Source organism: Actinosynnema sp. NPDC091369 (assembly GCF_044757065.1).
Taxonomy (GTDB): Bacteria; Actinomycetota; Actinomycetes; order Mycobacteriales; family Pseudonocardiaceae; genus Actinosynnema.
On sequence record NZ_JBIVUG010000015.1, the window covers coordinates 146,943 to 170,667 of the forward strand.

Below are 23,725 nucleotides of genomic sequence, written 5' to 3' on the forward strand. Positions count from 1 at the left end.
TTCCCGTGCTCAGCAGGAGGACCACCATGACGGCAGGCGACGCCGCGCACGTACCCGGCCCGCGACCTGCCGAGCCGTCCGAAGCGCTGACCTTCGAGCTGACGGGCGACGCGCCCGACCTGGCCGAGGCGCGGCAGTGGACCGGCGCCGCCCTCGCGGACCTCGACGAGGACGCGGTCACCGACGCGGTGCTGGTGGTGTCCGAGCTGGTCGCCAACGCCTACGAGCACGGCCGGCACCCACTGCACCTGCGGTTGCGGCGCGGCCCGGACCTGATCCGCGTCGAGGTGACCGACCTGTCGCCGGAGGTGCCGGTGGTGGGCGACTCCTCGGTGCGACCGACGCGGGGCCGCGGGATGCTGCTGGTGGAGCAGCTCTCCCGGCAGTGGGGTCTCGTGCGCCACGCGGTCGGCAAGACCGTGTGGGCGGTCCTGGCCCGCTCCTCCCTCCACCCCGCCACGGCGCTCGCCGACTGATCCGTCCCGGGTGGACCCGGCGGGTGACCGTTCCGGTGGCGCGGGCCTGACCGGGGCGGCTACCGCGGCGTTCCCGCCATTCCGGACCATTTCGGGGCAATCGACTCACGCTCTTTCCCGAGCACCCCGAAATCGTCGTACCCCGCCGGCAAAATAAAAACAGGGGTCCCCTTGGCGGGGACCCCTGCGGAGCGTGGACGGGTGGTCAGCGCTGCTCGCCCGGCGGGTACTGGCCGGGGTGCGGCTGGACCGGCTGGGTCGGCTGGGTCGGCTGCATGGGCTGGACCGGCTGCCCGACCGGCGGGGTCGGCATGCTGGCCGCGTGCGCCGGCGTCTCGGTGATCCGGGTCGTCTGCTCGGCCGGCGAACCGCCCGTGGCCGTCCGCCGCACGTCCTCACGGCCGCGCTGGTACGCCTCGGCCTGCGCCTTGGCCTGCGGCGCCTCGTTCTCGGCCTTCGTCAGCCAGCCCTCCCACCGCTGCTGCATGGGCTTGATCAGGCCACCGCCGACGCCGACGACCATGATGCCGCCGATCGTGGCCAGGATGGTGATCAGGATCGGGGTGGTGACGGTGGTGGCGACGCCGATCTGGTTCAGCGCCGCGATCACGCCGAGCGCGATGATGAACCACGAGGCGACCTTGCCGAGCGTCGGCCCGTAGGACAGCCCGCCGAGTGCGCGCGACGTGATGTCCTGCACGGCCCGCGCGACGGCGGCGGCCACCACGATGATGATGATCGCGACGATCGCCCGCGGCAGCCAGGCCACGATCTCGGTCAGCAGGGTGCTCACCGGGTTCGGACCGAACACGCCGAACGCGATCTGGAGCGCGATCAGCAGGACCGCGTAGTACACGATCTGCGCGACCAGCCCCGAGGCGTCGAACTTCGAACGGGCGAGCGCGTCACCGATCCCCCCGCGCTGCACGGCGCGGTCGAAGTGCACGCGCTCCAGCACCTTGTTCACCGCCGTGCGCAGCAACCGGGCCACGATCCACCCGATGAGCAGCACGACGAGGAACCCGACGAGCTTGGGCACGAAGGTCACCACGGAGCGCAGGGCGTCACCGGCGGCGTCACCGATGCCTTGAGCCTGCGCCGTCTGCGCGGCGAGCAGGGCTTTCATGGTCTTCGACCTCCTCGGACGACCGGTTCGTCTCCAGAAACCGGTTACCCGAGGTGGCCGGGCCAAACCCGCGTCCGCCGAACGGGTGACAACTGCCCGGGGTCAGACCTCGGGTGGCAGTTCCACCGCGCGATCCACCTCGACGTGCGCGACGCCGGGCACGGTCCCGAGCCGGTCGCCGCCCCCCGCGGCGACCGACCCGGTGACCACGCCCAGCCCCGCCAGCACGTCCCGCACCACCATCCCGGCGTCGCGCAACGCCGCCACGACGGTGGGCAGGTGGGCCAGGCTCTCGTCTGCGACCGAGACCACGACCTCGTCCACGGACGCCTCCCGCACGCCTAAGGAGCCTGCACCAGCCCGGCGCCCACGTCCGTGGACGGCAGGGCCAGCCGACGAGCGGTCTGCGACAGCCGCGCCCACAGCTCCCACCCGCGCGAGCCGTGCTTCTCGGCGATCAGCGCCGCGACGCCGGCGACGTGCGGCGTGGCCATGCTGGTGCCCTGGATGCGCTTGTGCAGGCCGATGCCGCTCGTCTCGGAGTTCCAGCTGGAGTAGACGTCCACGCCGGGGCCGACGACGTCGACCTGCCCCACGGTGTCGACCGTGCCGCAGGAGAAGAACGCGATCGCCCGGTTCACGTCCACCGCGCCCACCGACAGGATCGACGGGCAGTTGGCCGGGTGGCCGACCGGCGCGACCTTGCCCGGCCGGGAGCTCTCGTTGCCCGCCGCCGCGATGATCAACGTGCCCTTCGCCATCGCGCGCGTGGCGGCCTGCTCGAAGATCTGCGAGTGCGGCGTCCCCGGTCGCACGGCCGCGCCCAGCGACATCGACACGACCGCGCAACCGTTGGCGATGGCCCACTCGATGCCCGCCAGGATGCCGCTGTCGCTGCCGCTGCCCCGGTTCGACAGCACCTTGCCCGCGTAGATCTCGGCCTCGTGCGCGACGCCGTAGCCCGGCCCGCCGCTGGCGGCCTTGCGCGGACCCGCGGCCGAACCGATGCAGTGCGTGCCGTGGCCGTGCGCGTCGTCCACCGTCTCCCCGTCGATGAACGACTGCGTCATCACGGCGCGGCCCGCGAAGTCCGGGTGCGCGACCGTGAAACCGGTGTCGAGCACGGCCAGCCGCACGCCCTTGCCGGTCGCCGAGCTGATGTTCGCGCCCACGGCCTGGAGACCCCAGGTGAACACGGACTCGTCCACCGCCGCGGCCTCGCCCGTGTCCGGCGGCGCGGTGTAGGCGTGCACGACCCGTTCGGCCTCGACCACGGCGATCGGGCCCGGCGCCTCGGCGGCCCGCGTCAGCTGCGTGACCTGGTCCGGCGTCGCGTTGACCACCGCGATGCCCAGTTCCTGGAAGATCACGCCGTCGGCCGCGGCGAACTCCGCTCTGGTGGCGGAGTCCGCCGTGCTGGCGGCCCTGATCCCGGCGACCCGGTTCATCTCCCGCGCGCCGGCCGCGACCGACTTGTCGTCGAGGAGGACCAGGTAGCGGCCGGTGGTCTCGGCTCCCGCTGGTTGTGACATGACGACCCCCTTCGGGGTTGGACGGCAGTCAGGTGTAACCCCGGACCACGTCCGCGCTCAATCGGCCGGAAGAGTTGGCCGTGCCCGCGGACGTGCCTGTATGCCGTAGTGGAGCCGTCGGGTCGGGAAGAGATACAGGTCAGGCGGTCGCCGGCGTCGTACCACGCTTTCGGGTGAACTTCTTGGCCAGCGGTTCGACCACGCGCGCCGCCACCGGCCCCAGCACCGCCATCAGCAGCACGTAGGCCGTCGCCAGCGCCGCGAGCTGCGCGTCCACCGCGCCGGACGCCACCGTCAGCGACGCGATCACGATCGAGAACTCACCGCGCGCCACCAGCGCCGCGCCCGCCCGGGCCCGGCCCATCCGCCCGATGCCCTGCCGCCGCGCCGCCCACCAGCCGGTGGCCACCTTCGTCAGCGTCGTCACCACGGCCAGCGCCACCGCGAGCCCCAGCACCGGCGGGATCGACGCCGGATCGGTGTTCAGGCCGAACACCACGAAGAACATCGCCGCGAACAGGTCCCGCAACGGCTCGAGCATCCGGGTGGCGTTCTCCGCCGTCGACCCGGAGATCGCGATGCCCAGCAGGAACGCGCCCACCGCCGCCGACACCTGCAGCTCCGACGCCACCCCGGCCACCAGCAGCGCCGCGCCCAGCACCTTGAGCAGGAACACCTCCGGGTCGGGGCTGTCCACCAGCGCCGACACGTACCGGCCGAACTTCAGCGCGATCACCAGGACGACCGTGATGGCGGCCAGGGAGATGCCCACGGCGGTCAGCCCGCCCGCGAAGCTCACGCCCGCCAGCACGGCCGTCAGGATCGGCAGGTACACCGCCATCGCCAGGTCCTCGAACACCAGCACCGACAGCACGACCGGCGTCTCCCGGTTGCCCAGCCGGCCCAGGTCGCCGAGCACCTTGGCGATGATCCCGGACGACGAGATGTAGGTGACGCCGCCCATCGCCAGCGCACCCAGCGGACCCCAGCCCAGGATCAGCGCCGCGATGACGCCCGGCGTCGCGTTGAGCACGATGTCCATGAGCCCGGCCGTCCACGACCGCTTGAGCCCCGTCACGAGCTCGGCGGCCGAGTACTCCAGGCCGAGCAGGAGCAGCAGGAGGATGACGCCGATCTCGCTGGACAGGTGCGTGAAGGCTTCGATGCCGTGCAGCGGCACCAGGCCGCCCTGCCCGAAGGCCAGGCCGCCGATCAGGTAGAGCGGGATCGGGGAGATGCCGATCCGCCACGCCATCTTGCCGAGCAGGCCCAGCCCGAAGAAGACCGCGCCGAGTTGGATCAGGGCGAGTGCGGTGCTGTGCAAGGTGGTCAGCCACCGCCCAGCAACTCGGCCGCGGCGCCCAGGCCGTCCGCCGTGCCGACCACGACCACCAGGTCGCCGCCCTCGAAGACGAAGTCCGGGCGCGGCGACGGGTGCACCGAGCCGCGGCGCACGACGGCCACGATGGACGCGCCGGTGCGCGTGCGCAGCTCGGTCTCGGCCAGCGGGCTGCCGTCGAACCGGGAGCCGGGCACGACCGGGAACTGCTTGGTGGAGATGCCCGCGACCTCGCGGTGCTGCTCCTGGAGGTGCGCGACGAGCTGCGGCGAGCCGAGCAGCCCGGCCAGCGTGCTCGCCTCCGCGGGGGTGAGGGCTATCGACGCCGCGCAATCGTCGGGGTCGTCGAGGTGCGACACGATCAGCTCGAACTTGCCGTCGCGGTGGGTGATCACCCCGATCCGACGGCCCGCGCGGATCATGAAGTCCTGACGGGTGCCGATCCCCGGAAGCGGCGTCACCTCGACGTTCACAGCATGTGATCCTAGACGAATGCGTACACGTGTTCGGGCGATAAGTCGGGGTTGGGTGGTTCGTGACCGCGTACCCGGACCGGATGTGGACGAGTTCGCCGAGCCGGAACGCGTCATCGCCGCCTTGGCCCGCGCCCGCCCCGGCACGCTGCTGGCCGTCCAGCACCCGCACCGCACGCCCGCCGCGCTGGCCGCCGGGGCGTCGCTGCTCGACGCCCTGCCGCACGCCGCCGCCGAACTCGCCCACCTGCGGCGCACCGCCTACCGCGAGGTGCGGGACGTGGTCGCGCCGTACCGGGTGGACGGCCCGGACGGCACCGCCTACGGACTGCTGTGCATGGTGGACCCCTCGGCGGTCGGGCACACCGAGGACGTGTACCCCGACGTGGTCGCCGAACGCGCCCGCGTGCTGTCCGGCCTGGGCTGCGTGACGAGCGCCGCGATGCTCGTGCCGGTGGCCCGCGACGTGCGGTTGACCCGGCTGGTGGCGGAGGTGGACGACGAGCCCGCCGTGTCCGTGGTCGACCCGGGCGGGAGGCGGCACTGGCTGTGGCTGGTCGGGCCGGGCGAACGCCAGGACGCCCTGCTGGAAGCCGCCGGCGAGCACCCGCTGATGGTGGCCGACGGCAACCACCGGGTCGCCGCGTCCGCCGGGCTGTCCGGCCTGCTGGCGCTGGTCACGGCAGGTCCGGACCTGCGGATCGGGCCGATCCACCGGGCCGTGGCGGGCACCGGGCTGTCGCTGGCGGACATGGCGGTGGCGTGGCGGGCGCTCGGGCTGGCCGTGACGCCGGTCGACGCCTCGACCCGCCCGTCACCGGGGGTGGTGGTCGCCGTGGCCGGGTCGTCCGCGGTGCGCGTCGAGCTGCCGTCGGCCGGCGTGGACCACGCGTTCGTCGAGGCGGTGCTGCTGGACAAGGCGCTCGGGCTGGACCCGGAGAGCCCGCACGTCCGGCCGGTGGCCGGTGACGTGCCCGACGGGGTGCCGGCGGACGCCGTCCTGCTGATCGCCCCCGTCCCCCTGGCCGACGTGCTGGCCGTGCACGAGGCGGGCGGCCGGATGCCGCGCAAGAGCACGTACTTCACGCCCAAACCGCGCAGCGGGCTGCTGCTGGCCGACTTGGACTGACGCGGTTGTCCACAGGTCGGCGTTCACGCACCCGAATCGTCGGACTCCGCCGGCAGAATAAGAGCAGGGGTCCCCTTGCCGGGGACCCCTGCGAGAGCGCCGGCTTTCGGCGGGCGCGCCTTTCGGCGGGCGGCCGACCTCGATCTGCCACGCGCGGTCCGCGACGGTGTCGCGCACCCGGTCCAGGGGCGTCCACGACTCGTCCTGCCCCAACCGGAACCCGCCTCCGCAGCCGGTTCGTCGTCATCCACCTCCCGCGCCCACTGGCCCGAGACCTATCCCGGACAGCGGCGGTTCGCGGAGCGGGAGGTCGGGGCGGAAGTGCGGTTCCCGGCGGCCACGGCGGAGCGGGTGCGGGAAAGCTTTGCGGCGGGACCGGCCCCCGGCGGTGCCCTGATGCGGGTGTGACGGGCCACACCAGGCACAATTGGAGGTTGACGACCGTCGTCGCGTTGAGGAGGAAAACCCCGTGGGACACGGTGAGCTGCGTGGCGTGGTGGCCCTCGACGGCCCCTCCGGCACCGGCAAGTCCTCCGCCGCGCGCCGGCTCGCGGCCACCCTCGGCGCGCGCTACCTCGACACCGGGGCGATGTACCGCGCCGTCACGTTGGCCGTGCTGCGCGCCGGAGTCGACCTCGCCGACGCGGCCGCGGTCGCCGCCGTCGCGGGTGCCGCGCTCGTCGTCCAAGGCACCGACCCGGACCACTCGACCACCTTCCTCGACGGCGACGACGTCGGCGCCGAGATCCGCGGCCCCGAGGTGACGCTGGCCGTGTCACCGGTCTCCGCCGTGCCCGCGGTGCGCGAGCTGCTGGTCGCCGAACAGCGCCGGATCATCGCCCGGGCGCTGGACGAGGCGGGCGGCATCGTGGTCGAAGGACGCGACATCGGCACCGCCGTCGTCCCCGACGCGCCGCTCAAGGTCTACCTCACCGCCGACGCCGAGGCCCGCGCCCAGCGCCGCGCCAAGCAGGACAGCGCCTCCGGCCGTGAGTCCACCCTGGACGCCACCCTCGCCGACGTGCAGCGCCGTGACGCCTACGACTCGTCGCGCGCCGTGTCGCCGCTGCGGGCCGCCGAGGACGCCGTCGTGCTCGACACGACCTCCCTCGACCTCCCCGGCACGCTCGCCGCGCTGCTCGACCTGGTGGACGCGCACGGCCTCCTCGCCCAGCCGAGCGGACGGGTGCGCGGGTGACCGACCAGCTCCCCGAGGGGTCGGCGCCCCGGCTGCACGACGTCGGCCGGTGGATCTCGCGCGTACCCCTCCGGGCGTCGTTCCGGGTGCGGGCGCGCGGCATCTCGCGGTTCCCGCTCGAACGACCCGTGGTCGTCGTGGCCAACCACAGCTCGATGGCGGACGGACCGATCCTCTTCGGCCTCTTCCCCCGGCGTGTGGTGTTCTTGATCAAGCAGGAGATGTTCAAGGGCGTGGTGGGCACGCTGCTGCGCAAGATCGGCCAGCTGGCCGTCCGGCGCGGCGCGCCCGACCGGGCGCCGCTGCTCGCCGCACAACGGGTGCTGCGGGCGGGCGGCGTGGTCGGCGTGTTCCCCGAGGGCACCCGCGGCGCGGGCGACGTGGCCGAGGCGCAAGCCGGCGCCGCCTGGCTCGCCCGCACGACCGGCGCGGTCGTCGTGCCCGTCGCGTGCCGCGGCACCCTGCGCCCGGCCGGAACCCGACGGAGGTTCCGGCCCGTGGTGGACGTGCTCGTGGGTGAGCCGTTCGAGCTGCCGGGCGACCGCGGTCGCCAAGCGCTCGTGAAGGCCACCGAGCAGGTCCGCGACCGCTTGGCCACGCTGGTGGCCGAGCTCGACAGCCAGCGAGGAGAAGCACGATGACGGACTTGGACGGCACCTGGGCGGACGAGTCCGACTGGACCGCGTTCGACGAGACGGTGGAGGGCGAGGAGGGCGGCACGCCGCCGATGCCCGTGCTCGCCGTCGTCGGCCGGCCGAACGTGGGCAAGTCGACGCTGGTCAACCGCATCATCGGCCGCCGTGAAGCGGTCGTGCAGGACGTGCCGGGCGTCACCCGCGACCGCGTCGCCTACGACGCGCTGTGGAACGGCCGCAAGTTCACCGTGGTCGACACCGGCGGCTGGGAACCCGACGCCACCGGCATGATGGCCTCGGTCGCCGCCCAGGCCGAACTGGCCATGGCCACCGCCGACGCGATCCTGTTCGTGGTCGACGCCGCCGTCGGCGCCACCACCACCGACGAAGCCGCCGTGAAGCTGCTGCGCCGGTCCAAGCGGCCCGTGCTGCTGGTCGCCAACAAGGTCGACGACGAGCGGCTGATGGCCGAGGTCGCGTCCCTGTGGTCGCTGGGCCTGGGCGAACCCATCCCGGTGTCCGGCCTGCACGGCCGCGGCTCCGGCGACATGCTCGACGCGATCCTCAAGGCCCTGCCCGAGACGCCCCGCGAGACCTACGAGGCCGTGCGCGGCGGACCGCGCCGGGTCGCCCTCGTCGGCCGCCCGAACGTCGGCAAGTCGTCCCTGCTCAACCGGCTGACCGGCGAGAACCGGTCGGTCGTGCACGACGTCGCGGGCACCACCGTCGACCCGGTCGACTCGCTCGTGGAGCTGGACGACGAGCTGTGGCGGTTCGTCGACACCGCGGGCCTGCGCAAGCGGGTGAACTTCGCGTCCGGCGCGGAGTACTACGCGTCCCTGCGCACGAAGGCCGCGATCGAGTCCGCCGAGGTCGCGATCGTGCTGCTGGACGCGTCCGAGCCGATCAGCGAGCAGGACCTGCGGGTGCTGACCATGGTCGTCGAGTCCGGGCGGGCGTGCGTGCTGGCGTTCAACAAGTGGGACCTCGTGGACGAGGACCGGCGCAACGCGATGGTGCGCGAGCTGGAACGCGGGCTGGTCCGGGTGCCGTGGGCCGAGCGGGTGAACATCTCGGCGTTGACCGGGCGCGCGGTGCGCAAGCTCGCGCCCGCGCTGCGGACCGCGCTGAAGTCGTGGGACACCCGCGTGCCGACCGGTCAGCTCAACTCGTGGCTCACCGACCTGATCGCCGCCACCCCGCCGCCGGTGCGCAGCGGCAAGCAGCCCAAGGTGCTGTTCGCCACCCAGGCCAGCACCCGGCCGCCGACGTTCGTGCTGTTCACCACCGGTTTCCTGGAGGCCGGGTACCGGCGGTTCATCGAGCGCAGGCTGCGCGAGGAGTTCGGCTTCCAGGGCAGCCCGGTGCGCATCTCGGTGCGGGTGCGGGAGAAGCGCCCGAAGAAGTAGGCGACCGGCGGCCGGTTGCCGGCGCGTTCGTCGCGGCAGGTTGCTCCGGCAGGCCGAATGCGGTTGCCTGACGACGTGCCGGTGCGATTGGTCCTCGCCGACGACGAAGCGCTGCTCCGTCGGGGGCTGAAGGTGCTGCTCGAAGCGGACGGCCGGGTCCAGGTCGTGGCCGAAGCCGCGGACGGCGCCGGGCTGCTCGACGTCGTCCGCCGGTTCCGGCCGGACGTGGCGCTGGTCGACGTGCAGATGCCGGGCATGGACGGGCTGGCCGCGCTGCGCGCCGTGCTGGCCTGGCCCGACCCGCCCGCGCTGGCCGTGCTGACCACGTTCGACCTGGACGACTACGTGGCCACGGCGCTGGAACTGGGCGCGCAGGGCTTCCTGCTCAAGGACGCCGAACCCGACGCCCTGGTCCGCGCCGTGCTCGACCTGGCCGCCGGGGGAGCCGTGCTCGACCCCCGGATCACCGCCCGCCTGCTGCCCCGGATCCGGGCCGCCCGGCTGCGGCGGAACCCGCAGCTGGACGGCCTGAGCGCCCGCGAGCGCCAAGTGCTCGAACTGCTGGCGAGCGGGCAGCCGAACAGCGCCATCGCCGCGTCCCTCGGCCTCAGCGAGGCGACCGTGAAGAGCTACGTGTCGACCGTGCTGACCAAGCTGGGCGTCGAGAACCGCGTCCAGGCCGCCCTCGTCGCGCACCAGGTGGGCACGTGGTGATCTTCCTCGAGCTCCTGGTCGTCGTGGTGCCCGCCGCGATGGTCCTGCTCGCCGACCACGTCCCGTACACGTGGTCCACCACGACCGCGCTGGCCGCGTGCCTGCTGCTGCCGGTGCGCCGGTGGCGACCGTCGCTCGCGGCCCTGGCCTGCCTGCCGGGCCTGGTCGGCGGCCTGGGCTGGCCACCGACCGTCGTCGCCCTCTACCGGGTGGGTCGCAAGTGCACCGCGCCTGTGATGATCACCTGGGTGGCGCTGGCGACCGTGCTGCCGTCCGCGCTGGTCGTCGTCACCCAAGCCCTGGCACCCGGCGCCGCACTGCTGACGTTCTCGTTCAGCCTGTTCATGGCCGGCGCCCCCACCGCGCTCGGCGCCCTGATCACCACCAGGCGCGAACTGACCGCGAGCCTGGCCGAGGCGTCCCGGGCGCGAACGGCCGAGGTCGAGGCACGTGAGGACGGGGCGCGTGCGGCGGAACGCGCCCGGATCGCCCGCGAGATCCACGACGCCGTCGGCCACCACGCCACCCTGATCGCCGTCGAGTCGGCCGCGCTGGCGGCCACCACCGAGGACGCCACGACCCGTGACACGGCGCTGCGCCTGCGCGCCCTGGCCAAGGAGGCCCTGGCCGAGATGCGCGCCGCCCTCGGCCTGCTCAACACCGAGCCGACCCCGGGCTTCGAGGGCATCCCGGCCCTGGTCGACCGCGCCAGGTCCGCCGGCCTGACCGTGCACTACGAGGACAACAGCGGCCCACCCCCACCACCGGCCACCGGCAGAGCCGCCTACCGCGTCGTGCAAGAGGCACTGACCAACGTGACCAAGCACGCCCCCGACGCCACCGTCCGCGTCCGACTGTCGAAAAAGGACGGACACCTGCGCGTCACCGTCGTCAACGACGAACCCACCACCCGACCGCCGATCCCGGACCAAGGCGGCCAAGGTCTGCACGGCCTGAAGGAACGAGTGACCCAAGCCGGCGGAATGCTGACCACCACCACAGGCCCGACCGGCGGCTTCACCGTCGACGCCACCCTACCGACGGGTCCGTCGAAAGTTGACACAGATGACTCAACTTTCGGCGGTAGTGCACCAACCCACGCGACCGCATAGTAAGCCCCGAGGCGCCGCTCCGGGGGGAACCGGCGACTGAGGGGACCAGGGGCCCGCCACCCGCGGGCCCCTGCCGTTTCCGCAGGTAGAACCTCTGATCGTCAAATGAGGGGGGCCGCGTCGGGGGCCCGTTGCGAGTGCGCTAAGCTATCCGCGCACCCCACAACGGGATGTGGCCGGGACGTGGCGCAGCTTGGTAGCGCACTTGACTGGGGGTCAAGGGGTCGCAGGTTCAAATCCTGTCGTCCCGACGGCCGAAAGAGCCCGCTGATTCAGGTAAAACACCTGGTCAGCGGGCTCTTTCCGTTCCAGGGGTCGATCATGCTTCCGGCCTGGTGGCCGTCTCACGCGGCGGTGAGTGACTAACTGCGTGACTATGGCAGTCGAGCTGCCCCGGCCTCGCTCGCTGAGCGCGTGTTCAACCACGTCCACCAGGAGTCCGCCATGCCTAGCCCAGCGTCGTCATCAGCAGACCGCATCGCGTTGTTTCGGCTCAAGGCCGCCGATCTGCTGGCCAACCCTCTCGTCCAGAGCGGGATGACTATCCAGTACAGGCTCGATGAGCAGCAAGACGGCACCTTCGCCCAGAGCGGCACCCGGGTTACTCCCGAAGAACTGAGTCGTCTCATGATCGATGTCCGCCCCTTCGAGAAGCGCAACGACGCCCAGGTCTCTTTGGAGGGGATCGATACCGTTGTAATGCGGCAGTTGAAGGCGCAGGGCTTTAACCACCTGGCCGCTGCATGGGCTGAAAAGAGGAAGGAACAGAAGGAGGCTCGCAACCGGTGGTACAGGCCGTCAGCGCCCAAGCAGGACGATGAGTTTTACCCTTGTGACCTGGTCGAACTAGAGTACTACGGCAACACTTATCACCTCGATCCTGACAAAGTGTCTACATATCAAGAACTTATCGGCGCAGGGGCCGGACTCCTTATTCACCAGACGATCCTCAATCACCTGCTTCGAGTCGCCAATGAGGTACGCCAGTTGCTCCACCACCTCGATGAGCTAGAGCAGGCGGGAGTAAAGTGGGACGTGACCTGAGCACGAAGCGGACCCGCTGGGCGGTGTTCTGCCAGCGGATCCGCTCCTATAAAGCTTCAAAGATGCGATCTAACTCGCCTTCGGAAAGATTCGGTTCATAGCGGTCGCCCCCTCGACCATGACGGGCACGATCTGGTGTCGGTACACCGCCTCAGTGACGGCCGTGCCGCTGTGTCCGACCAGGCGCGCGATGTCCTCAAGCCGCACGCCGGACGCGGACAGGACGGACACGAAGCTGTGCCGCATCTCCCGCGGTGTCCAGTCCTTCGGATTGAGTCCAGCGTCCTTGACTACCCGCCGGAACGCGCGCCGGACGTTGTGCGAGTCCAGCTCGGTCCCGACCTGTGAGGCGAACACCAGCCCGTGTTCCTGCCAGCGCTTGCCTGCCAGTTCGCGTCGGGCGGTCTGGTAGACGCGGTGTGCCTTGAGCGCGTCCACGCACCGCGTCGGCATGGCCAGCGTGCGCCGTGACTTGCGGGTCTTGGTGTCGCCATCCTGGCGAACTGACCGCCACACCGAGATGGACGGCAGGACGACCGGATCGGCGTCCGGCTTGCCCTCAAGGTCCACGTGTTCCCATGTCAACGCGCGCAGTTCCTCGGTACGTGCGCCGATCAGCAGCGATAGCACGATGTAGGCGTACATCGGCGTGTTCTCCGACGCGTCGAGTACTGCGGCCACCTGGTCGAGCGTGAGCGCTTTCGACGGACGGCCCGTCTGCCCGGTCGGTACCTCGCACAGCGGCACCACGTTGCGCTTGACCTTGTCGCGTGCCTGCGCCATGCGCACCGAGCGGTTGAGGATGGAGTACACCAGCCGCAGCGTCCGCGTGGACAGCGTCAGCGACAGTTCGGCAAGGAACTCGTCCACGTTGTCGGCGGTCAGCTCGCGCAGTTTCCGGGCTCCCAGGTTGGGGATGATGTGCCCTTCGGCCTGGTAGCGGTAGTTCTTCACTGTTTCCGGGTCGCGTCCGCGCAAGCCGTAGTCCAACCACGTGGTGACGGCGTCTTTGACGGTGTAGCCGTGTGGTGTGATGGCCAATCCGTCGTCCAGGTCGCGGAGGATCTCCTTGAGCTTGTCCTTGGCTTCGGTCTTGGTCTTGCCGCTGGCCTTGCGGGTGATCCGCTTGCCCTTGGCGTTGTAGCCGATGGTCGCGGTAGCGATCCACCGTTGCCGCTTCTCGTCCCAGTGCAGTCCGCCGTCCCCGCGGCTACGCCGTTTCGCCATAATGCACCCCCGATTCCTGCTCCAACAGCGCGACGTAGGCCCGGATCGCGGACGCCGGGATGAGCGTGGCGCTGCCCTGCTTGACGAACTTGATCCGTCCGGCCCGCATCTGCTCGTAGAAGGTGCTGCGACTGAGGGACAGCAGCCTCATCGCTTCGGGCACTTTGTAGAGGTACTTGGTCAGTTCGATGACCACGGCCGTGTCGTTCACCGGTCCCCCTTGTCGTCCGCGTTCCCAACCGGCAGATAGCGCGCCCAGGCGTCCGCCAAGCCGACCTGTTCCACCTGCTTGTCGGTGGGGTAGGTGACGTAGCCCTTGGCGTTGGTGGTGTTGTGCTTGAACGTCAGCGGTGCGACCTGGTAGCGGCTCAACTCCCGTGCGAGTCGGCGCGAGTCGAGCGGTTTGCCGTACAGGTCGGACCACGGCGCGTCGTCCATCGCGCGGAGGCGTTCCACGATGTCGGTGGTGTGCATCCGGTCGGTTCCGGCCGTGGTGAACAGCGTGCGGAGGTCGGCCAGCAGTTGGATGCCGAGGGATGGTGCGGGCTTGTTGGCGCTGAGCACGAAGTGCACGCACGCGGCCCGCGCGGTGTCGGGCCAGTGGCCTCCGGCCGCGTCGGCGATGGCCAGCAGCGGTTCCCAGATTTCGGCGGACCGGTCGTGCACACCGGGCGGTATGGTCGGTTCGGCGTCGCCGAGCTGTTCCCCGATGCCGGTGATCCAGGTGGCCAGCGCGTCCCGGATCGGTGCGGCGTCGCGTTCGGCGCGGCGTTCCAGGTAGCCGTCCACGTGTTCGTCGTGGCGGCGCTTGCGCAGGTTGACCGTGATGGCGCGGGTGGTGAGGGTGTCGGGCATGGAGCCGACGAGTCCGGCCAGCGCGGCGGGCGCGAAAATCGGGAGACGTTCCACCACGAAACCGGCTCCGGAGTCGCCTTTGACCTTGGGGATGGTGGCGGTGCGCTTGTATCCGAGGTTGAGCATCCCGCGCACGTCTTCGTTGCCGCCTCCGCCTGCGGCGAAGATGGTGTCCACCTCGTCCAACAGGATCGTGATGGGACCGGCCGCGACCATACGCACCAACGCCGCGGCGGACCCTGAAGCGGTCATCTCGGGGGCTTGGGTGAGGTGCTTGGCGACTTCGAGTACGCGGGTCTTGCCCGACCCCGGTTCGGCGGAGGAGAGGATGAGCCGCGGCGTGACGTAGAAGTGCTCCGCGGCCCAGGTGTGGGCGTACCAGAGGGCGAGCATCGAGGCGCAGTGCTGCGAGGGGAACGCGGAGAATCGCGCCACGAAGTCGCGGGCCTGGTCGAGGATGACGTGACCGGGCAGGGGCGGGGCGGTCGGTACGACGCGCAGTGCGGCGGTCATGCGGCGGTCCTCCGGGTGGGTCGGTCGAACAGCGGTGCGCCGGTCGCCGTGGGGCGGTCCTCGGGCGTCTTGCGGGGTCGGGAGGCTCCGGCACGCAGTCCGTTGCCGATGGTGCGGATCACTTCCCGGTCGGTGCAGGTGCACCGGTCGGTGATCATGTGCAGTGCGGCGTTGAACAGTTCCGCTTCTGCTGTAGCCGGGGGGAGTAGCCCTGCCCCGACGAGTTGCCCCAGCGCGACGGAGGCGACGAACAACGTCTTGGTGTGTGCGCCTGATTGCGCCGCTGCGACCCTGTCCCGCTCACCCCTGACCGCTGCGGTGACGTAGGCCGGTAGCCGCTCAGAACGGCTCACGATCGGCGCTGTACGGGCCGGTGGCGGCTTGGGAGTGAGGCGCTGGACCAACCAGCCGGGCAGTTCGGCGGGCGGGGTGTCGTCGGTGACCGTGTAACCGCCGTTCGGGGTGACCGATCCCGGTCCGACCACGTGGCCACCCCACGCGCGGGTGTCCACCTTCCACCCGAGTCCGTTGCCCTTGTCGCCCTCGGTGTTGCGCAGCTCCACACCGGACGGTGCGCGGAAGTACAGGTGTGTTCCGCCGCGTGCGGTGCGCACGGTGCGTGTCTCCCACGGCACCGGCTGTCCGGCTTCCTGGCAGAGGGCGGTGAACACGTCGTGGCCGTCCACGATGCCCCCTCGGTTCCAGCCGTCCTTGGGCACGTCGTCGGGTGACTTGCGGGTGTCCAGGTCGATCACGACCAGTCCGCTTGGGCCGGTGGCGATGCCGATATTGAACGGTCCGGCCGACCAGCAGCGTTCGATGACGGCGGGGTCGGTGGTGGCGCGCTGCTCGGGCTTGGCGTGTCCGTCGCGGCACGCTCCGGTGCGGGGGCAGCGCTTCTCGCTGTGCAGTGCGGCGATCTTCTCTCCGGGGCGCAGCGGGAAGACGTGGAAGCCGAGTTCGGCGGCGGCAAGGGCGTGGCGCATGAGTTCGTCGCGGGAGTCCATCGCTGTCTCCTGTGGACGGTGGTGGTCAGTTGCCGGAACGGCGGTGGGCGCGTCGGGCGCGGCGGTTGCGGGTGACCGCGTTCCACGCCTTGCGGCCGATGCGCAGCCGCATCCCGTTGCCGTCGCAGCGGCGGCAGGGGCGGTAGCCGCGCAGTAGCCGAGACTGGTGGTGACCGCGTCCCTTGCAGGCGCGGCAGCGCTTGAACGGGAACAGCGCGCACGCCCCGAGGTAACCGAGGGTGATGGTCAGGGTGAGGAGGATCGGGCTGGTGATGATCGTGGTGAGGGTGTCCACGGGTGGCCTCCGGGCCGTTTTTCGGGTGCGCGGGACCGACGCCTCTAGGTGCTAGGGCGCTGGCCAGCGAAGGTTTGGGTGTCTAGAGGGGGCTCTAGGTCTAGAGGGGTTGGGCTCTAGACCTAGAGCCGTGGTCGCGTCAGTCCGCGGCCGTCAGGTCAGTCACGCTCGGTGAGAGCGGCGACGATGTCGCTGCGTTCGACGCCGGTCAGGTTGCGGCCCTTGCCGGTGACCTGGTCGGTGCCCCACACCTGCTTGGTGCGCACGCCGTAGGGCTTGAGCGCGGTGGACAGTTGGGTGGCCTTGGCGGTGTCGTCGGGCAGCCCGCCCCACGTGCCGTAGGCGTCCGGGCGCAGCTCGGCGAGCCGATCCACGATGGACTTCGACCACGCCTTGTCGTTGTCCCCGATCGCGGACAGCACGTCGTGCAGCAGCGTGGCCGTCGGCGTGGCGTCCACCTCGGTGTCGATGCCCGCGGCGTAGCCGGACAGCAACCCTGCGGCAGTGCGCAGCGCGCGTGCCCGTGCGGCGATGGTCTCCGCGCCGGGACCGTCGATGTAGACGCCCTTGACCGTGGTGGTGGTGTCGGTGACGCCCTTGAGCAGCCCGATCCCCTTGTCCGACAGGGTGAACTGGGTAGCGCGCTCACCGTTCTTGTACGACGAGGTGCCCAACACCATGTCGTTGGCTCCCTGCCCGGTGACCTTGAGGCAGAACCGCAGCACCGCGTTGTCGCTGATCTGGGTAGGGATGGACTTGGCGTCCGGCCGCTGGGTGGCCAGGATCAACACGATGCCGGTGGCCGGTCCGCGCTTGACCAGGTCGGTGCAGATCTCCTCGAACTCCGCACCGTGCTTCTCGTGCTCGAACCACACCTGGCACTCGTCCACCCCGATCACGATCGGGTGCAGCCCCAACGACCGCTTGGACGCCAACTCGGTGGTCACCTTGTTCTCCGGGCACAAGTCCTTCGGCAGTTCCCGGATCACCTTGGTACGGCGGCGCATCTCCTCCCGCAGCGCGCGGAGGTCGGTCAAGGCGTAGTCGATGTCCTCCGGGTCGTCACCGGCCCGGTAGCGGTGGGAGATCGGCGCGAGCGGGGACAGGTCGCCGGTGCCCTTGAGGTCGTAGGGGTGCAGCTCCACTCGCGGGTCCATCCCCGCGATGAGCAGCAACTCGCGCAGGGTGAACGTCTTGCCCATCCGCGGTACTGCGCCGATGATCCCGGACACGAACATGAGCACGATCTCGACCCACCGGCCGCGCACGTCGGTGCCGAACGGCTGCGGCTTGAACAAGTCGATCGCACCGCCACGCGCCAGCGGCCACGCGGGCTGCTTGGCCTTGGACATGTCCCGGTCACCCACCCACAGCACGAGCTGACCGGGATGGCCGGCGGTGTTGTGCTCGGGCCACACGCACCCGAGCGGACGCCCGAGCCCGGAGGCGAGCTTGTCCCGGCGCTCGATGACCTCCGCGGCCGTGACACCGGGCGGCAGCTCCACGTCCGCCCGCCAGCCGGGTCCGTCGCGGGTGATCGGAGCGGTGAACCCGATTGCGCGCTCACCGTGCTTGGCCACCGGCCCGTTGATCCCGGAGATCCCCAGCGAGGCCAGCGCCCGCACCACCACATCCGAGGTGAGCTTGGCAGCCTGCGCACCGACCACCGCACGACCGGCCACCGGCCTGTCCGCCGGGGTGCCGACCTTGCCGAGAATGCCCAGCGCAACCATGCCGCAGACCCAGGTGACCCACCCCGGCGTCACCTCGGGCAGCACCATGAACAGCACCACCCCGAGCGTGGACCCGACCAGCAGCAGGATCGTCCGCAGCCGGACCCGCGCGTTGCGCTCCGCGACGAGCTTGAGGTACTTCTCGGCCTCACCCCGCAACGCCATCTCCCGCCGCAGCGGACGGCCCTCCGAGTCCGAGACCCACCGGCCGGTCGCGGCCAACAGCAGCACCGCACCCTGAGGCGAACGTGCGGCGAGCTTGAGCAGGTACAGCGGCACCCGCACCGCGTGGTAGCCGGTGGTGTGCGCGTAGTGCCGCGCCACCCACCCCGCGGTCTGCTTGGCCTCCGAGACGGTGCGCAGGTAGCCGGGCACGATCGGCAGCCGCTCGGTCTCCCGCAGCCGCGCTACCCAGTCCGCGTCACTCGCGCTACCGGGCTGGTCGACCAGCATGGTCGGCCGCTCACCAGCGGTGTCGTCGTCCTCGACCAACTCCGCGTCCAACACTTCCGGCGCCGGTTCCACAGCCGCCCCCGGTGCCTCCGCGGTTGCGGCGGTGTCGGCGGTAGGCAGCCGGTAGACGTTGGTGGGCGTCTCGTCGGACCGCTCGGCGGGATCGGGCGTGCCGATCGTCGTGGTGGTGATGCTCATCGGGTCACCTCCGCGTCGTCGTCCTGGTCGTGAATCAGGTGAGTGAGGGCAGCCCCGCAGCCGAGTACGACCACGGGCAGCACAGAGACGAACGTGGTGATCCACCACGGGGCCACGTCGATCCCGGACGCCTCCATCAGGTGGTAGGCCACCTGACCGAGCGCGCCGAGCACGAGCGAGCCGATAGCCGACCACCGAGCGAACGACCGGGCACGCGCGGATCGGGTCGCGCCGGACAGCCACACCCGCAGCGCATACGCGGCGTACGCCTCCACCCCGATCGGCAGAGTGATCGCGGAGTTGATGACGAACCCGTCCGCGATACCGGGCAGCAACCGGATCGGGCCGAAACCCGCTTTCTCACCCAGACCCACCCAGCCACCCCAGATGGCCACGAACGCACCCGCGGCCAACAGCAGCAGCGGCCACGACCGCACCCGCGCACCACGTCCCGCAGGCGTCGTGACGGTGGGGACGGACTCGACCTCCGCCGGAGCGGGGACCGGGTCCGCGACCGGCGTGACCTCGTCATCCGCCTCGGGCATCGTGCTCTCCGTGATCGGGGCGGACTCGGCGGTCGCGGGCTCCGTGGTGGGAGGCGTCGGCTGGTCGGACTCGACCGGCACCGAGTGCAGCCGCCGGACCGTGGCGGGGTCGGTCGACGCGGTGGCCTGCTCCGGGGTGAACCCGGTGGCCTTGAGCGCGTCCAACGCCGCGGTGGCCTTGGGCGCACCGACCTTGCAGTGCTTCATCACCTGGTTGCGCGAGGGCCACTGGCCCAGGTCCGTCGCCAGGTCGCGGACCTGGTCGGTCAGCGTGTCCAACGGGGTCGGGTACGCGCTGGTCATGCCGCCACCTCCGCACGGCGCATCTGCACCGGACGGCGCGCACCACGGGCGGGCTGAAACACCAGACCCGCAGCGAACGCCAGCATGAGCAGCGCGACCAGCACCACGGCGTTGCCGTCGTGCGTGGCCAGTGTCCACAGCGCCGACACGGTCAGCAGAGCGGACAACACGACCCGCCACAGCAGCAGCGTCACCACGGCGGTGACCAGGGCCAGCAGCAGGAACGGCAGGGGGTAGGTGGTGATCAGGTCACCGGTCAGGTTGTGCGTTGTCGTCGGACTCGACATGCTGGTGATCTCCTGCCTGCTCTTCTGGGTGGTGGAGACCAGGACCGGCGGTGTCTTCTTGGCCGGAGTCGGCCGCCGGTCCCGGGTGATCCGGGAGTGGAGTCGGAGGCTCATCACGCGGCCTCCGCGTAGTCGTCGGCCGTGCCGCCCTCGGCGGTCTCGGCCTCGAAGCAGGGCCAGCACAGACGTGTGCTGGTCGGCAGTACGTACAACGGGTCCTTGCCACAGCCGCGGCAGATGCGCCGCGCGAGGTTGGCCTTGGCCAACGCGGTGAACTTCGCCGGGGTCATCGGACGGACCGGCGCGGCCCGCTCGATCAGGTACAGCGACGCGAACACCGTCTTGCCCGACCCGCTGTGCCGCACGTACAGCACCGCCACCGGGTCCTGACCGTTCGGCCGCAGCCCCACCGCCCGTAACTGCCGGTAGGTGGCGAGCTTGTCCCGCGGGGCGCAGCCGTAGGACAACAGCGGCAATCCGTCGTGCGTGCCGCGGGTGAACTGCTCACCCTCGGCCCACGGCACCGACGCCACCTTGACCCACGGGAACGACTTGCCCGCCCTCACGCGGCCTCGTTACCCACCGGACCGACAAGCGGAGCCGACACGCGCAGCACGCGCACCGTGCCACCCAGCGCCCGCCGCTCCTCCCGCCGGTCCCGACGCGCGAGCGCCGATCCGTCCAACAGCGCCGACGTGGCGGACGGCAGGTCCGCCAACTCGTCAGCCACCTCCGCGATCAGCGCGTCGATCACCGCTTCGCTGAGCCCGTCCGGGCTGAAGCGGGTCTTGTCGTTCTCGCCGTGCATCAGGCTTCCTCCAAGTGTGGTTGCCGCCACATCTGGCGACGAGAGGAAGCTAACAGTTGTTAGAAGACCAGGTCAACTGTTTGGCCACATTCTGTCCCGAAAACGGCCTCTACCAGGGCAAATGCTGGTCAGCGGGCTGTTAGGCGACTGGTATGCTCCTGGTCCGACGTCGAGCACACCGGAGGTGGCATGTCAGGCCAGAGTCCTCGTGTCTCACGAGGGGAGCCGCTCCAGCAGCAGGTGGCTCGGAACATCCGCAACGAGATCGCCGCGGGCGTGTTGCGTCACGGTCAGCCGTTGCCGTCAACTCGTGACCTTGCTGAGCAGTGGGGCGTGAGCGTGTTCACGATCAACGAGGCTATGAAGTTGCTCGCCAGTGAGAACGTGATCGTCAGCAAGCCGCGGGCCGGACGTGTTGTGAATGCTCCGGATCAAGCTGCGCGGGTCGAAGTGCGCACCGACTCACCACATGTGTTGCTCGTGGGTGGATATGCGGGAAGTGGGAAGACGGAACTTGGCCGCGTGCTTGCCCGTGAAACCGGTTGGCCCATGCTCGACAAAGATAGCTTGACTCGGCCGGTCGTTGAAGCTGCGCTGGAAGTACTCGGACTTTCCCCGCATGACCGGGAGTCTGAAGGTTATCTGTCGCGCATCCGTCCACGTGAGTACGAGGCGCTAATTAAAACTATGACAGAGAATGTTCAGTGCGGAAACAGTGCCATCGTCACAGCTCCCTTCGTCAAAGAGTTCAGGGATTCGGCTTGGCTGGACAGATTGGAAGCCTCCTGTGCAGACATGGGTGCCAAGGTGTCAATCGTATGGGTTTACTGTGATCCTGACACGATGCATACCTACATCCGCCACCGCGGTGCAGCGCGCGACTCGTTCAAACTGGATAACTGGGCGAACTACGTTGCCTCGCTAGATGTCGACTTCCGGCCTCCTGTCCCTCACTTCACAGTGAACAACAGCGCATCTGGTGCACCACTACAGACCCAGGCGCGAGAACTAGTGACGCAGATTGTGAACGAGGGCTGACGGATGAGGCGAATCAAAGTCTTGGTCAGCGGCGAGGCTGATGACGAGGTCGGCGCGAGCATCCTTGCTTCCGAACCAGAATTAGAAGTAGTGGCCTATGACCCGAATGACCTCAACTTGAATGACACGCAGCGTGCAGCGGAGATATTGATTCCGCCGTATCGCGGCAGTCACCGACCTATTCCACTGCTCCAACAATTGCCGACATTGCGCATGGTTCAACTCCTCTCGGCCGGTGTGGACGAGTGGATCAATCATGTCCCTGCTGAGATAACTTTGGCCAGTGCCAGAGGTGCGCATGCGGGACCAGTGTCCGAATGGGTACTTTCGGCCATCCTCGCTCAACTGCGCCAGTGGCCAGCCCTGGTCAGATTTCAGGATGACCAGATATGGGCTCATCGTCGCTTCGACGCTGATACGCTCTCAGGTAAGCGAGTCCTGATTCTGGGGGCGGGGAGCATCGGGATGACGGTGGCCCGGCGTCTTGCAGCGTTCGATGCCACTTCGACGCTTGTAGCCTCTAGTTCGCGGAAGGATGTGCACGCGTCTGCTGAACTTCCGGATCTGCTCCCCGGTCATCAGATCGTTGTAATCACAGCTCCGCTAAATGATGGCACGCGTAAGCTCGTCAACGCAGAATTTCTTGCGTCAATGGACGATAATGCATTGCTTGTTAATGCCGGTCGTGGTCAGATTGTTGACACTTCATCACTGGTGAAGGAGCTGCAGAGCGGTCGTTTGCGTGCGGCGTTGGACGTCACAGACCCTGAGCCGCTACCATCCGGTCATCCGATTTGGAATTGCGTAGGAGTGATTATTAGCCCACACTCGGCGCGCACAGTTCCAGGTGTTAACCGGCTGTGCTATGAGGTGGCTGCTGGACAGATCAAAATGTTTATAGAGGGCAACACGCCGTCGAACGCTGCATCAAGGTGATGTGGTTTGCCTGCTCACTCCTGCCATAATCCTATGTCAGTTCTGTAAACCTGACACTAGTCATTTAGGTGCCGTTGACACCCTTTGAAAGGGTGTCAACCGGCTGTTTGCGCGCTGTCGAACAGATCAGTGTTGGTTTGGTGGTGCACCTGCAAGCGCTGCGCGAAGGCATTGAGAGCCTTTAGCGTGCATAATGTTACTTCACGAACCAAACCGTTGCTAGCGCAACGATAATCCCAGCCGCAGAAGCGACCCAAATCTGGCGAAGCCCATCCCTGCGGAAGGTTTCCTTGCGGAGTCTATAAATAAATTGGAGTACTGACGTGGTCGTGAAAAGGGTGCGTTTAACTTTCAGTCCGCCGCTCATCAATCTCACGTAGCCGATCATTAGTGCAAGTGCGAGTCCAATTGGCCACGTGTAAAACCCGATTTGGACTATCGTATCGGCGACTTCAGACGGAGGAGCCTTGTCTTTCCGGCCCTGGTCCAGTGCCCAAGTCCTGAAATTCGAATCAAAAGCGGTTCCTGCGGCGTATCCCATCATCCCTATGAGGAATGGCCACAAAAATAGTATTAGCGCCCATCCGGCTGAAAGAAATCTACTCGCAGCCCCTACGCTGACGGTTTCATTAAAATTTGCCACGCGCTCGTCAGTCGACGGGGATTCTAAGATAACGTCTATCCGTCCGTCGGTGAAGTTGATCGATATAGCTCCACCGTCGGACCAAAAGGCTAAAAGTTTGACGCGCTTCGACTTTATTAATCGAGGATCCAGGTTTGGCGACAGTTCCAGATCGTCACCTTTTCTGAAGGTGAGGGCAGGTTCTTGTTGGCTTCCACTATCCCAGTCGAACTGAGATCGTTGAACCTGAATAATCCAGTGCTCGGCATCAATCAAGAGTTCGTTTAGACCCTTGCTTAACGACTCCCTGGAAAGCAGCCGTCCCAACAAGCTTCCTCCTCGTGGATCGATGGTGATTCGACTCTACGCTACCGGCCGCACCTTATGTTGAGACAAGAGGCTGCCGTGTGCGCATAGCACGTAGCTTAGGGGATGGGTCAATCCCGAGGCTCGGGAGCAAACGTTGCGCCATCTACTGAACGCGCCTCACCTTGTTTGAGCGGCTTCTCGCAATGGACATCTGGACGTTTACTGTGCGTGACTAGCGGTGCGCCTTCTGTCTCACTTGATCCCGCGTCAGGTGCGCGCAGCTGCACGTCCGACGCCGCCTCGTCTGCTGCTCACTAGTGGCTTGTCACGCAGCCTTGGCGGGGTAATGGGTCCAGGTGCGGATGGGTGAGTCGGTGGCGAAGCCGGTCTTGGGCTGGGCTCGGGCGTT

At 68.9% G+C, this 23,725-nt stretch carries 26 protein-coding genes and 1 tRNA gene; 11 read left to right on the plus strand and 16 right to left on the minus strand.

Annotated elements, in window-relative coordinates:
* Positions 1 to 26 precede the first annotated feature (26 nt).
* On the plus strand, positions 27 to 476 hold the full coding sequence (locus ACIQMJ_RS35980; RefSeq protein ID WP_499765475.1) for an ATP-binding protein: 450 nt from the start codon (positions 27 to 29) through the stop codon (positions 474 to 476).
* Between the two features lie 205 nt (positions 477 to 681).
* Here the strand turns inward: ACIQMJ_RS35980 and ACIQMJ_RS35985 are convergent, their stop codons facing one another.
* The 5 genes from ACIQMJ_RS35985 to ACIQMJ_RS36005 all read right to left on the minus strand — a co-directional run bounded on the left by ACIQMJ_RS35985 (position 682) and on the right by ACIQMJ_RS36005 (position 4,946).
* On the minus strand, positions 682 to 1,602 hold the full coding sequence (locus ACIQMJ_RS35985; RefSeq protein WP_499765476.1) for a mechanosensitive ion channel family protein: 921 nt from the start codon (positions 1,600 to 1,602) through the stop codon (positions 682 to 684).
* A 102-nt stretch (positions 1,603 to 1,704) separates the two neighbouring features.
* Positions 1,705 to 1,941 carry a hypothetical protein gene (locus ACIQMJ_RS35990; protein WP_499765477.1) on the minus strand — a complete coding sequence of 79 codons (237 nt, stop codon included), beginning with the start codon at positions 1,939 to 1,941 and terminating at the stop codon, positions 1,705 to 1,707.
* Between the two features lie 2 nt (positions 1,942 to 1,943).
* Positions 1,944 to 3,134 carry a S8 family serine peptidase gene (locus ACIQMJ_RS35995; protein ID WP_499765478.1) on the minus strand — a complete coding sequence of 397 codons (1,191 nt, stop codon included), beginning with the start codon at positions 3,132 to 3,134 and terminating at the stop codon, positions 1,944 to 1,946.
* Positions 3,135 to 3,273: 139 nt separating this feature from the next.
* Positions 3,274 to 4,458 (minus strand): cation:proton antiporter, encoded by a 1,185-nt coding sequence (locus tag ACIQMJ_RS36000; protein WP_499765479.1) that lies wholly within the window; start codon positions 4,456 to 4,458, stop codon positions 3,274 to 3,276.
* A 5-nt stretch (positions 4,459 to 4,463) separates the two neighbouring features.
* Positions 4,464 to 4,946: a cation:proton antiporter regulatory subunit gene (locus ACIQMJ_RS36005; RefSeq protein ID WP_387493695.1), complete on the minus strand. Its 483-nt coding sequence runs from the start codon at positions 4,944 to 4,946 to the stop codon at positions 4,464 to 4,466.
* Between the two features lie 19 nt (positions 4,947 to 4,965).
* Here ACIQMJ_RS36005 and ACIQMJ_RS36010 point away from each other — a divergent pair, with 19 nt between their 5' ends.
* The 8 genes from ACIQMJ_RS36010 to ACIQMJ_RS36045 all read left to right on the plus strand — a co-directional run bounded on the left by ACIQMJ_RS36010 (position 4,966) and on the right by ACIQMJ_RS36045 (position 12,187).
* Entirely contained in the window at positions 4,966 to 6,075 is a 1,110-nt protein-coding gene (locus ACIQMJ_RS36010; protein ID WP_499765480.1) for a DUF1015 family protein, read from the plus strand.
* A gap of 469 nt (positions 6,076 to 6,544) precedes the next feature.
* Positions 6,545 to 7,273, plus strand: coding sequence for a (d)CMP kinase (gene cmk / locus ACIQMJ_RS36015; RefSeq protein WP_499765481.1), 729 nt, complete (start codon positions 6,545 to 6,547; stop codon positions 7,271 to 7,273).
* Positions 7,270 to 7,914 (plus strand): lysophospholipid acyltransferase family protein, encoded by a 645-nt coding sequence (locus ACIQMJ_RS36020; RefSeq protein ID WP_499765482.1) that lies wholly within the window; start codon positions 7,270 to 7,272, stop codon positions 7,912 to 7,914. The genes cmk and ACIQMJ_RS36020 overlap by 4 nt, the downstream gene beginning before the upstream one ends.
* A complete protein-coding gene (gene der / locus ACIQMJ_RS36025; protein WP_499765483.1) occupies positions 7,911 to 9,317 on the plus strand; it encodes a ribosome biogenesis GTPase Der in 1,407 nt (468 codons plus the stop codon). The genes ACIQMJ_RS36020 and der overlap by 4 nt, the downstream gene beginning before the upstream one ends.
* Positions 9,318 to 9,374: 57 nt before the next feature.
* Entirely contained in the window at positions 9,375 to 10,031 is a 657-nt protein-coding gene (locus tag ACIQMJ_RS36030) for a response regulator (RefSeq protein WP_499765484.1), read from the plus strand.
* Entirely contained in the window at positions 10,025 to 11,143 is a 1,119-nt protein-coding gene (locus ACIQMJ_RS36035; RefSeq protein WP_499765485.1) for a sensor histidine kinase, read from the plus strand. Before ACIQMJ_RS36030 ends, ACIQMJ_RS36035 begins: the two co-directional genes overlap by 7 nt.
* A 177-nt stretch (positions 11,144 to 11,320) precedes the next feature.
* Positions 11,321 to 11,394 (plus strand) — tRNA-Pro (locus ACIQMJ_RS36040).
* A gap of 163 nt (positions 11,395 to 11,557) precedes the next feature.
* A complete protein-coding gene (locus ACIQMJ_RS36045; protein ID WP_499765486.1) occupies positions 11,558 to 12,187 on the plus strand; it encodes a hypothetical protein in 630 nt (209 codons plus the stop codon).
* 69 nt (positions 12,188 to 12,256) lie between these two features.
* Here ACIQMJ_RS36045 and ACIQMJ_RS36050 read toward each other — a convergent pair whose 3' ends face one another.
* The 10 genes from ACIQMJ_RS36050 to ACIQMJ_RS36095 form a co-directional block, all read right to left on the minus strand.
* Positions 12,257 to 13,414: a site-specific integrase gene (locus ACIQMJ_RS36050; RefSeq protein WP_499765487.1), complete on the minus strand. Its 1,158-nt coding sequence runs from the start codon at positions 13,412 to 13,414 to the stop codon at positions 12,257 to 12,259.
* On the minus strand, positions 13,398 to 13,625 hold the full coding sequence (locus ACIQMJ_RS36055; protein ID WP_499765488.1) for a helix-turn-helix domain-containing protein: 228 nt from the start codon (positions 13,623 to 13,625) through the stop codon (positions 13,398 to 13,400). Before ACIQMJ_RS36055 ends, ACIQMJ_RS36050 begins: the two co-directional genes overlap by 17 nt.
* Entirely contained in the window at positions 13,622 to 14,782 is a 1,161-nt protein-coding gene (locus tag ACIQMJ_RS36060; protein WP_499765489.1) for a DUF3631 domain-containing protein, read from the minus strand. The genes ACIQMJ_RS36055 and ACIQMJ_RS36060 overlap by 4 nt, the downstream gene beginning before the upstream one ends.
* The gene (locus tag ACIQMJ_RS36065) at positions 14,779 to 15,789 is read right to left on the minus strand and encodes a bifunctional DNA primase/polymerase (RefSeq protein WP_499765490.1); all 1,011 of its coding nucleotides are present in this window, start codon (positions 15,787 to 15,789) and stop codon (positions 14,779 to 14,781) included. The genes ACIQMJ_RS36060 and ACIQMJ_RS36065 overlap by 4 nt, the downstream gene beginning before the upstream one ends.
* Positions 15,790 to 15,814: 25 nt before the next feature.
* Positions 15,815 to 16,084, minus strand: a complete 270-nt coding sequence (locus ACIQMJ_RS36070) for a hypothetical protein (protein WP_499765491.1) — start codon at positions 16,082 to 16,084, stop codon at positions 15,815 to 15,817.
* A gap of 158 nt (positions 16,085 to 16,242) precedes the next feature.
* Positions 16,243 to 18,468 carry a P-loop NTPase family protein gene (locus tag ACIQMJ_RS36075; RefSeq protein ID WP_499765492.1) on the minus strand — a complete coding sequence of 742 codons (2,226 nt, stop codon included), beginning with the start codon at positions 18,466 to 18,468 and terminating at the stop codon, positions 16,243 to 16,245.
* The gene (locus ACIQMJ_RS36080) at positions 18,465 to 19,316 is read right to left on the minus strand and encodes an ABC transporter permease (protein WP_499765493.1); all 852 of its coding nucleotides are present in this window, start codon (positions 19,314 to 19,316) and stop codon (positions 18,465 to 18,467) included. The genes ACIQMJ_RS36075 and ACIQMJ_RS36080 overlap by 4 nt, the downstream gene beginning before the upstream one ends.
* Positions 19,313 to 19,717: a hypothetical protein gene (locus ACIQMJ_RS36085; protein ID WP_499765494.1), complete on the minus strand. Its 405-nt coding sequence runs from the start codon at positions 19,715 to 19,717 to the stop codon at positions 19,313 to 19,315. The genes ACIQMJ_RS36080 and ACIQMJ_RS36085 overlap by 4 nt, the downstream gene beginning before the upstream one ends.
* A complete protein-coding gene (locus ACIQMJ_RS36090; protein ID WP_499765495.1) occupies positions 19,717 to 20,169 on the minus strand; it encodes an RRQRL motif-containing zinc-binding protein in 453 nt (150 codons plus the stop codon). Before ACIQMJ_RS36090 ends, ACIQMJ_RS36085 begins: the two co-directional genes overlap by 1 nt.
* Positions 20,166 to 20,411, minus strand: coding sequence for a hypothetical protein (locus ACIQMJ_RS36095; RefSeq protein ID WP_499765496.1), 246 nt, complete (start codon positions 20,409 to 20,411; stop codon positions 20,166 to 20,168). Before ACIQMJ_RS36095 ends, ACIQMJ_RS36090 begins: the two co-directional genes overlap by 4 nt.
* Before the next feature lie 240 nt (positions 20,412 to 20,651).
* Here ACIQMJ_RS36095 and ACIQMJ_RS36100 point away from each other — a divergent pair, with 240 nt between their 5' ends.
* Positions 20,652 to 21,449, plus strand: a complete 798-nt coding sequence (locus tag ACIQMJ_RS36100; RefSeq protein ID WP_499765497.1) for a GntR family transcriptional regulator — start codon at positions 20,652 to 20,654, stop codon at positions 21,447 to 21,449.
* Between the two features lie 3 nt (positions 21,450 to 21,452).
* Positions 21,453 to 22,385, plus strand: a complete 933-nt coding sequence (locus ACIQMJ_RS36105; protein WP_499765498.1) for an NAD(P)-dependent oxidoreductase — start codon at positions 21,453 to 21,455, stop codon at positions 22,383 to 22,385.
* Between the two features lie 196 nt (positions 22,386 to 22,581).
* On the opposite strand, the gene ACIQMJ_RS36110 is transcribed toward ACIQMJ_RS36105, so the two are convergent.
* Positions 22,582 to 23,337, minus strand: a complete 756-nt coding sequence (locus ACIQMJ_RS36110) for a hypothetical protein (RefSeq protein ID WP_499765499.1) — start codon at positions 23,335 to 23,337, stop codon at positions 22,582 to 22,584.
* Positions 23,338 to 23,725: the final 388 nt, after the last annotated feature.

Bases quoted from the DNA above. Each gene is read 5' to 3' on its own strand.
- ACIQMJ_RS35980 (WP_499765475.1), top strand. From the start codon at position 27: ATGACGGCAGGCGACGCCGCGCACGTACCCGGCCCGCGACCTGCCGAG.
- ACIQMJ_RS35985 (WP_499765476.1), bottom strand. From the start codon at position 1,602: ATGAAAGCCCTGCTCGCCGCGCAGACGGCGCAGGCTCAAGGCATCGGT.
- ACIQMJ_RS35995 (WP_499765478.1), bottom strand. From the start codon at position 3,134: ATGTCACAACCAGCGGGAGCCGAGACCACCGGCCGCTACCTGGTCCTC.
- ACIQMJ_RS36010 (WP_499765480.1), top strand. From the start codon at position 4,966: ATGCGTACACGTGTTCGGGCGATAAGTCGGGGTTGGGTGGTTCGTGAC.
- der (WP_499765483.1), top strand. From the start codon at position 7,911: ATGACGGACTTGGACGGCACCTGGGCGGACGAGTCCGACTGGACCGCG.
- ACIQMJ_RS36030 (WP_499765484.1), top strand. From the start codon at position 9,375: ATGCGGTTGCCTGACGACGTGCCGGTGCGATTGGTCCTCGCCGACGAC.
- ACIQMJ_RS36050 (WP_499765487.1), bottom strand. From the start codon at position 13,414: ATGGCGAAACGGCGTAGCCGCGGGGACGGCGGACTGCACTGGGACGAG.
- ACIQMJ_RS36060 (WP_499765489.1), bottom strand. From the start codon at position 14,782: ATGACCGCCGCACTGCGCGTCGTACCGACCGCCCCGCCCCTGCCCGGT.
- ACIQMJ_RS36065 (WP_499765490.1), bottom strand. From the start codon at position 15,789: ATGGACTCCCGCGACGAACTCATGCGCCACGCCCTTGCCGCCGCCGAA.
- ACIQMJ_RS36075 (WP_499765492.1), bottom strand. From the start codon at position 18,468: ATGAGCATCACCACCACGACGATCGGCACGCCCGATCCCGCCGAGCGG.
- ACIQMJ_RS36080 (WP_499765493.1), bottom strand. From the start codon at position 19,316: ATGACCAGCGCGTACCCGACCCCGTTGGACACGCTGACCGACCAGGTC.
- ACIQMJ_RS36085 (WP_499765494.1), bottom strand. From the start codon at position 19,717: ATGAGCCTCCGACTCCACTCCCGGATCACCCGGGACCGGCGGCCGACT.
- ACIQMJ_RS36095 (WP_499765496.1), bottom strand. From the start codon at position 20,411: ATGCACGGCGAGAACGACAAGACCCGCTTCAGCCCGGACGGGCTCAGC.
- ACIQMJ_RS36105 (WP_499765498.1), top strand. From the start codon at position 21,453: ATGAGGCGAATCAAAGTCTTGGTCAGCGGCGAGGCTGATGACGAGGTC.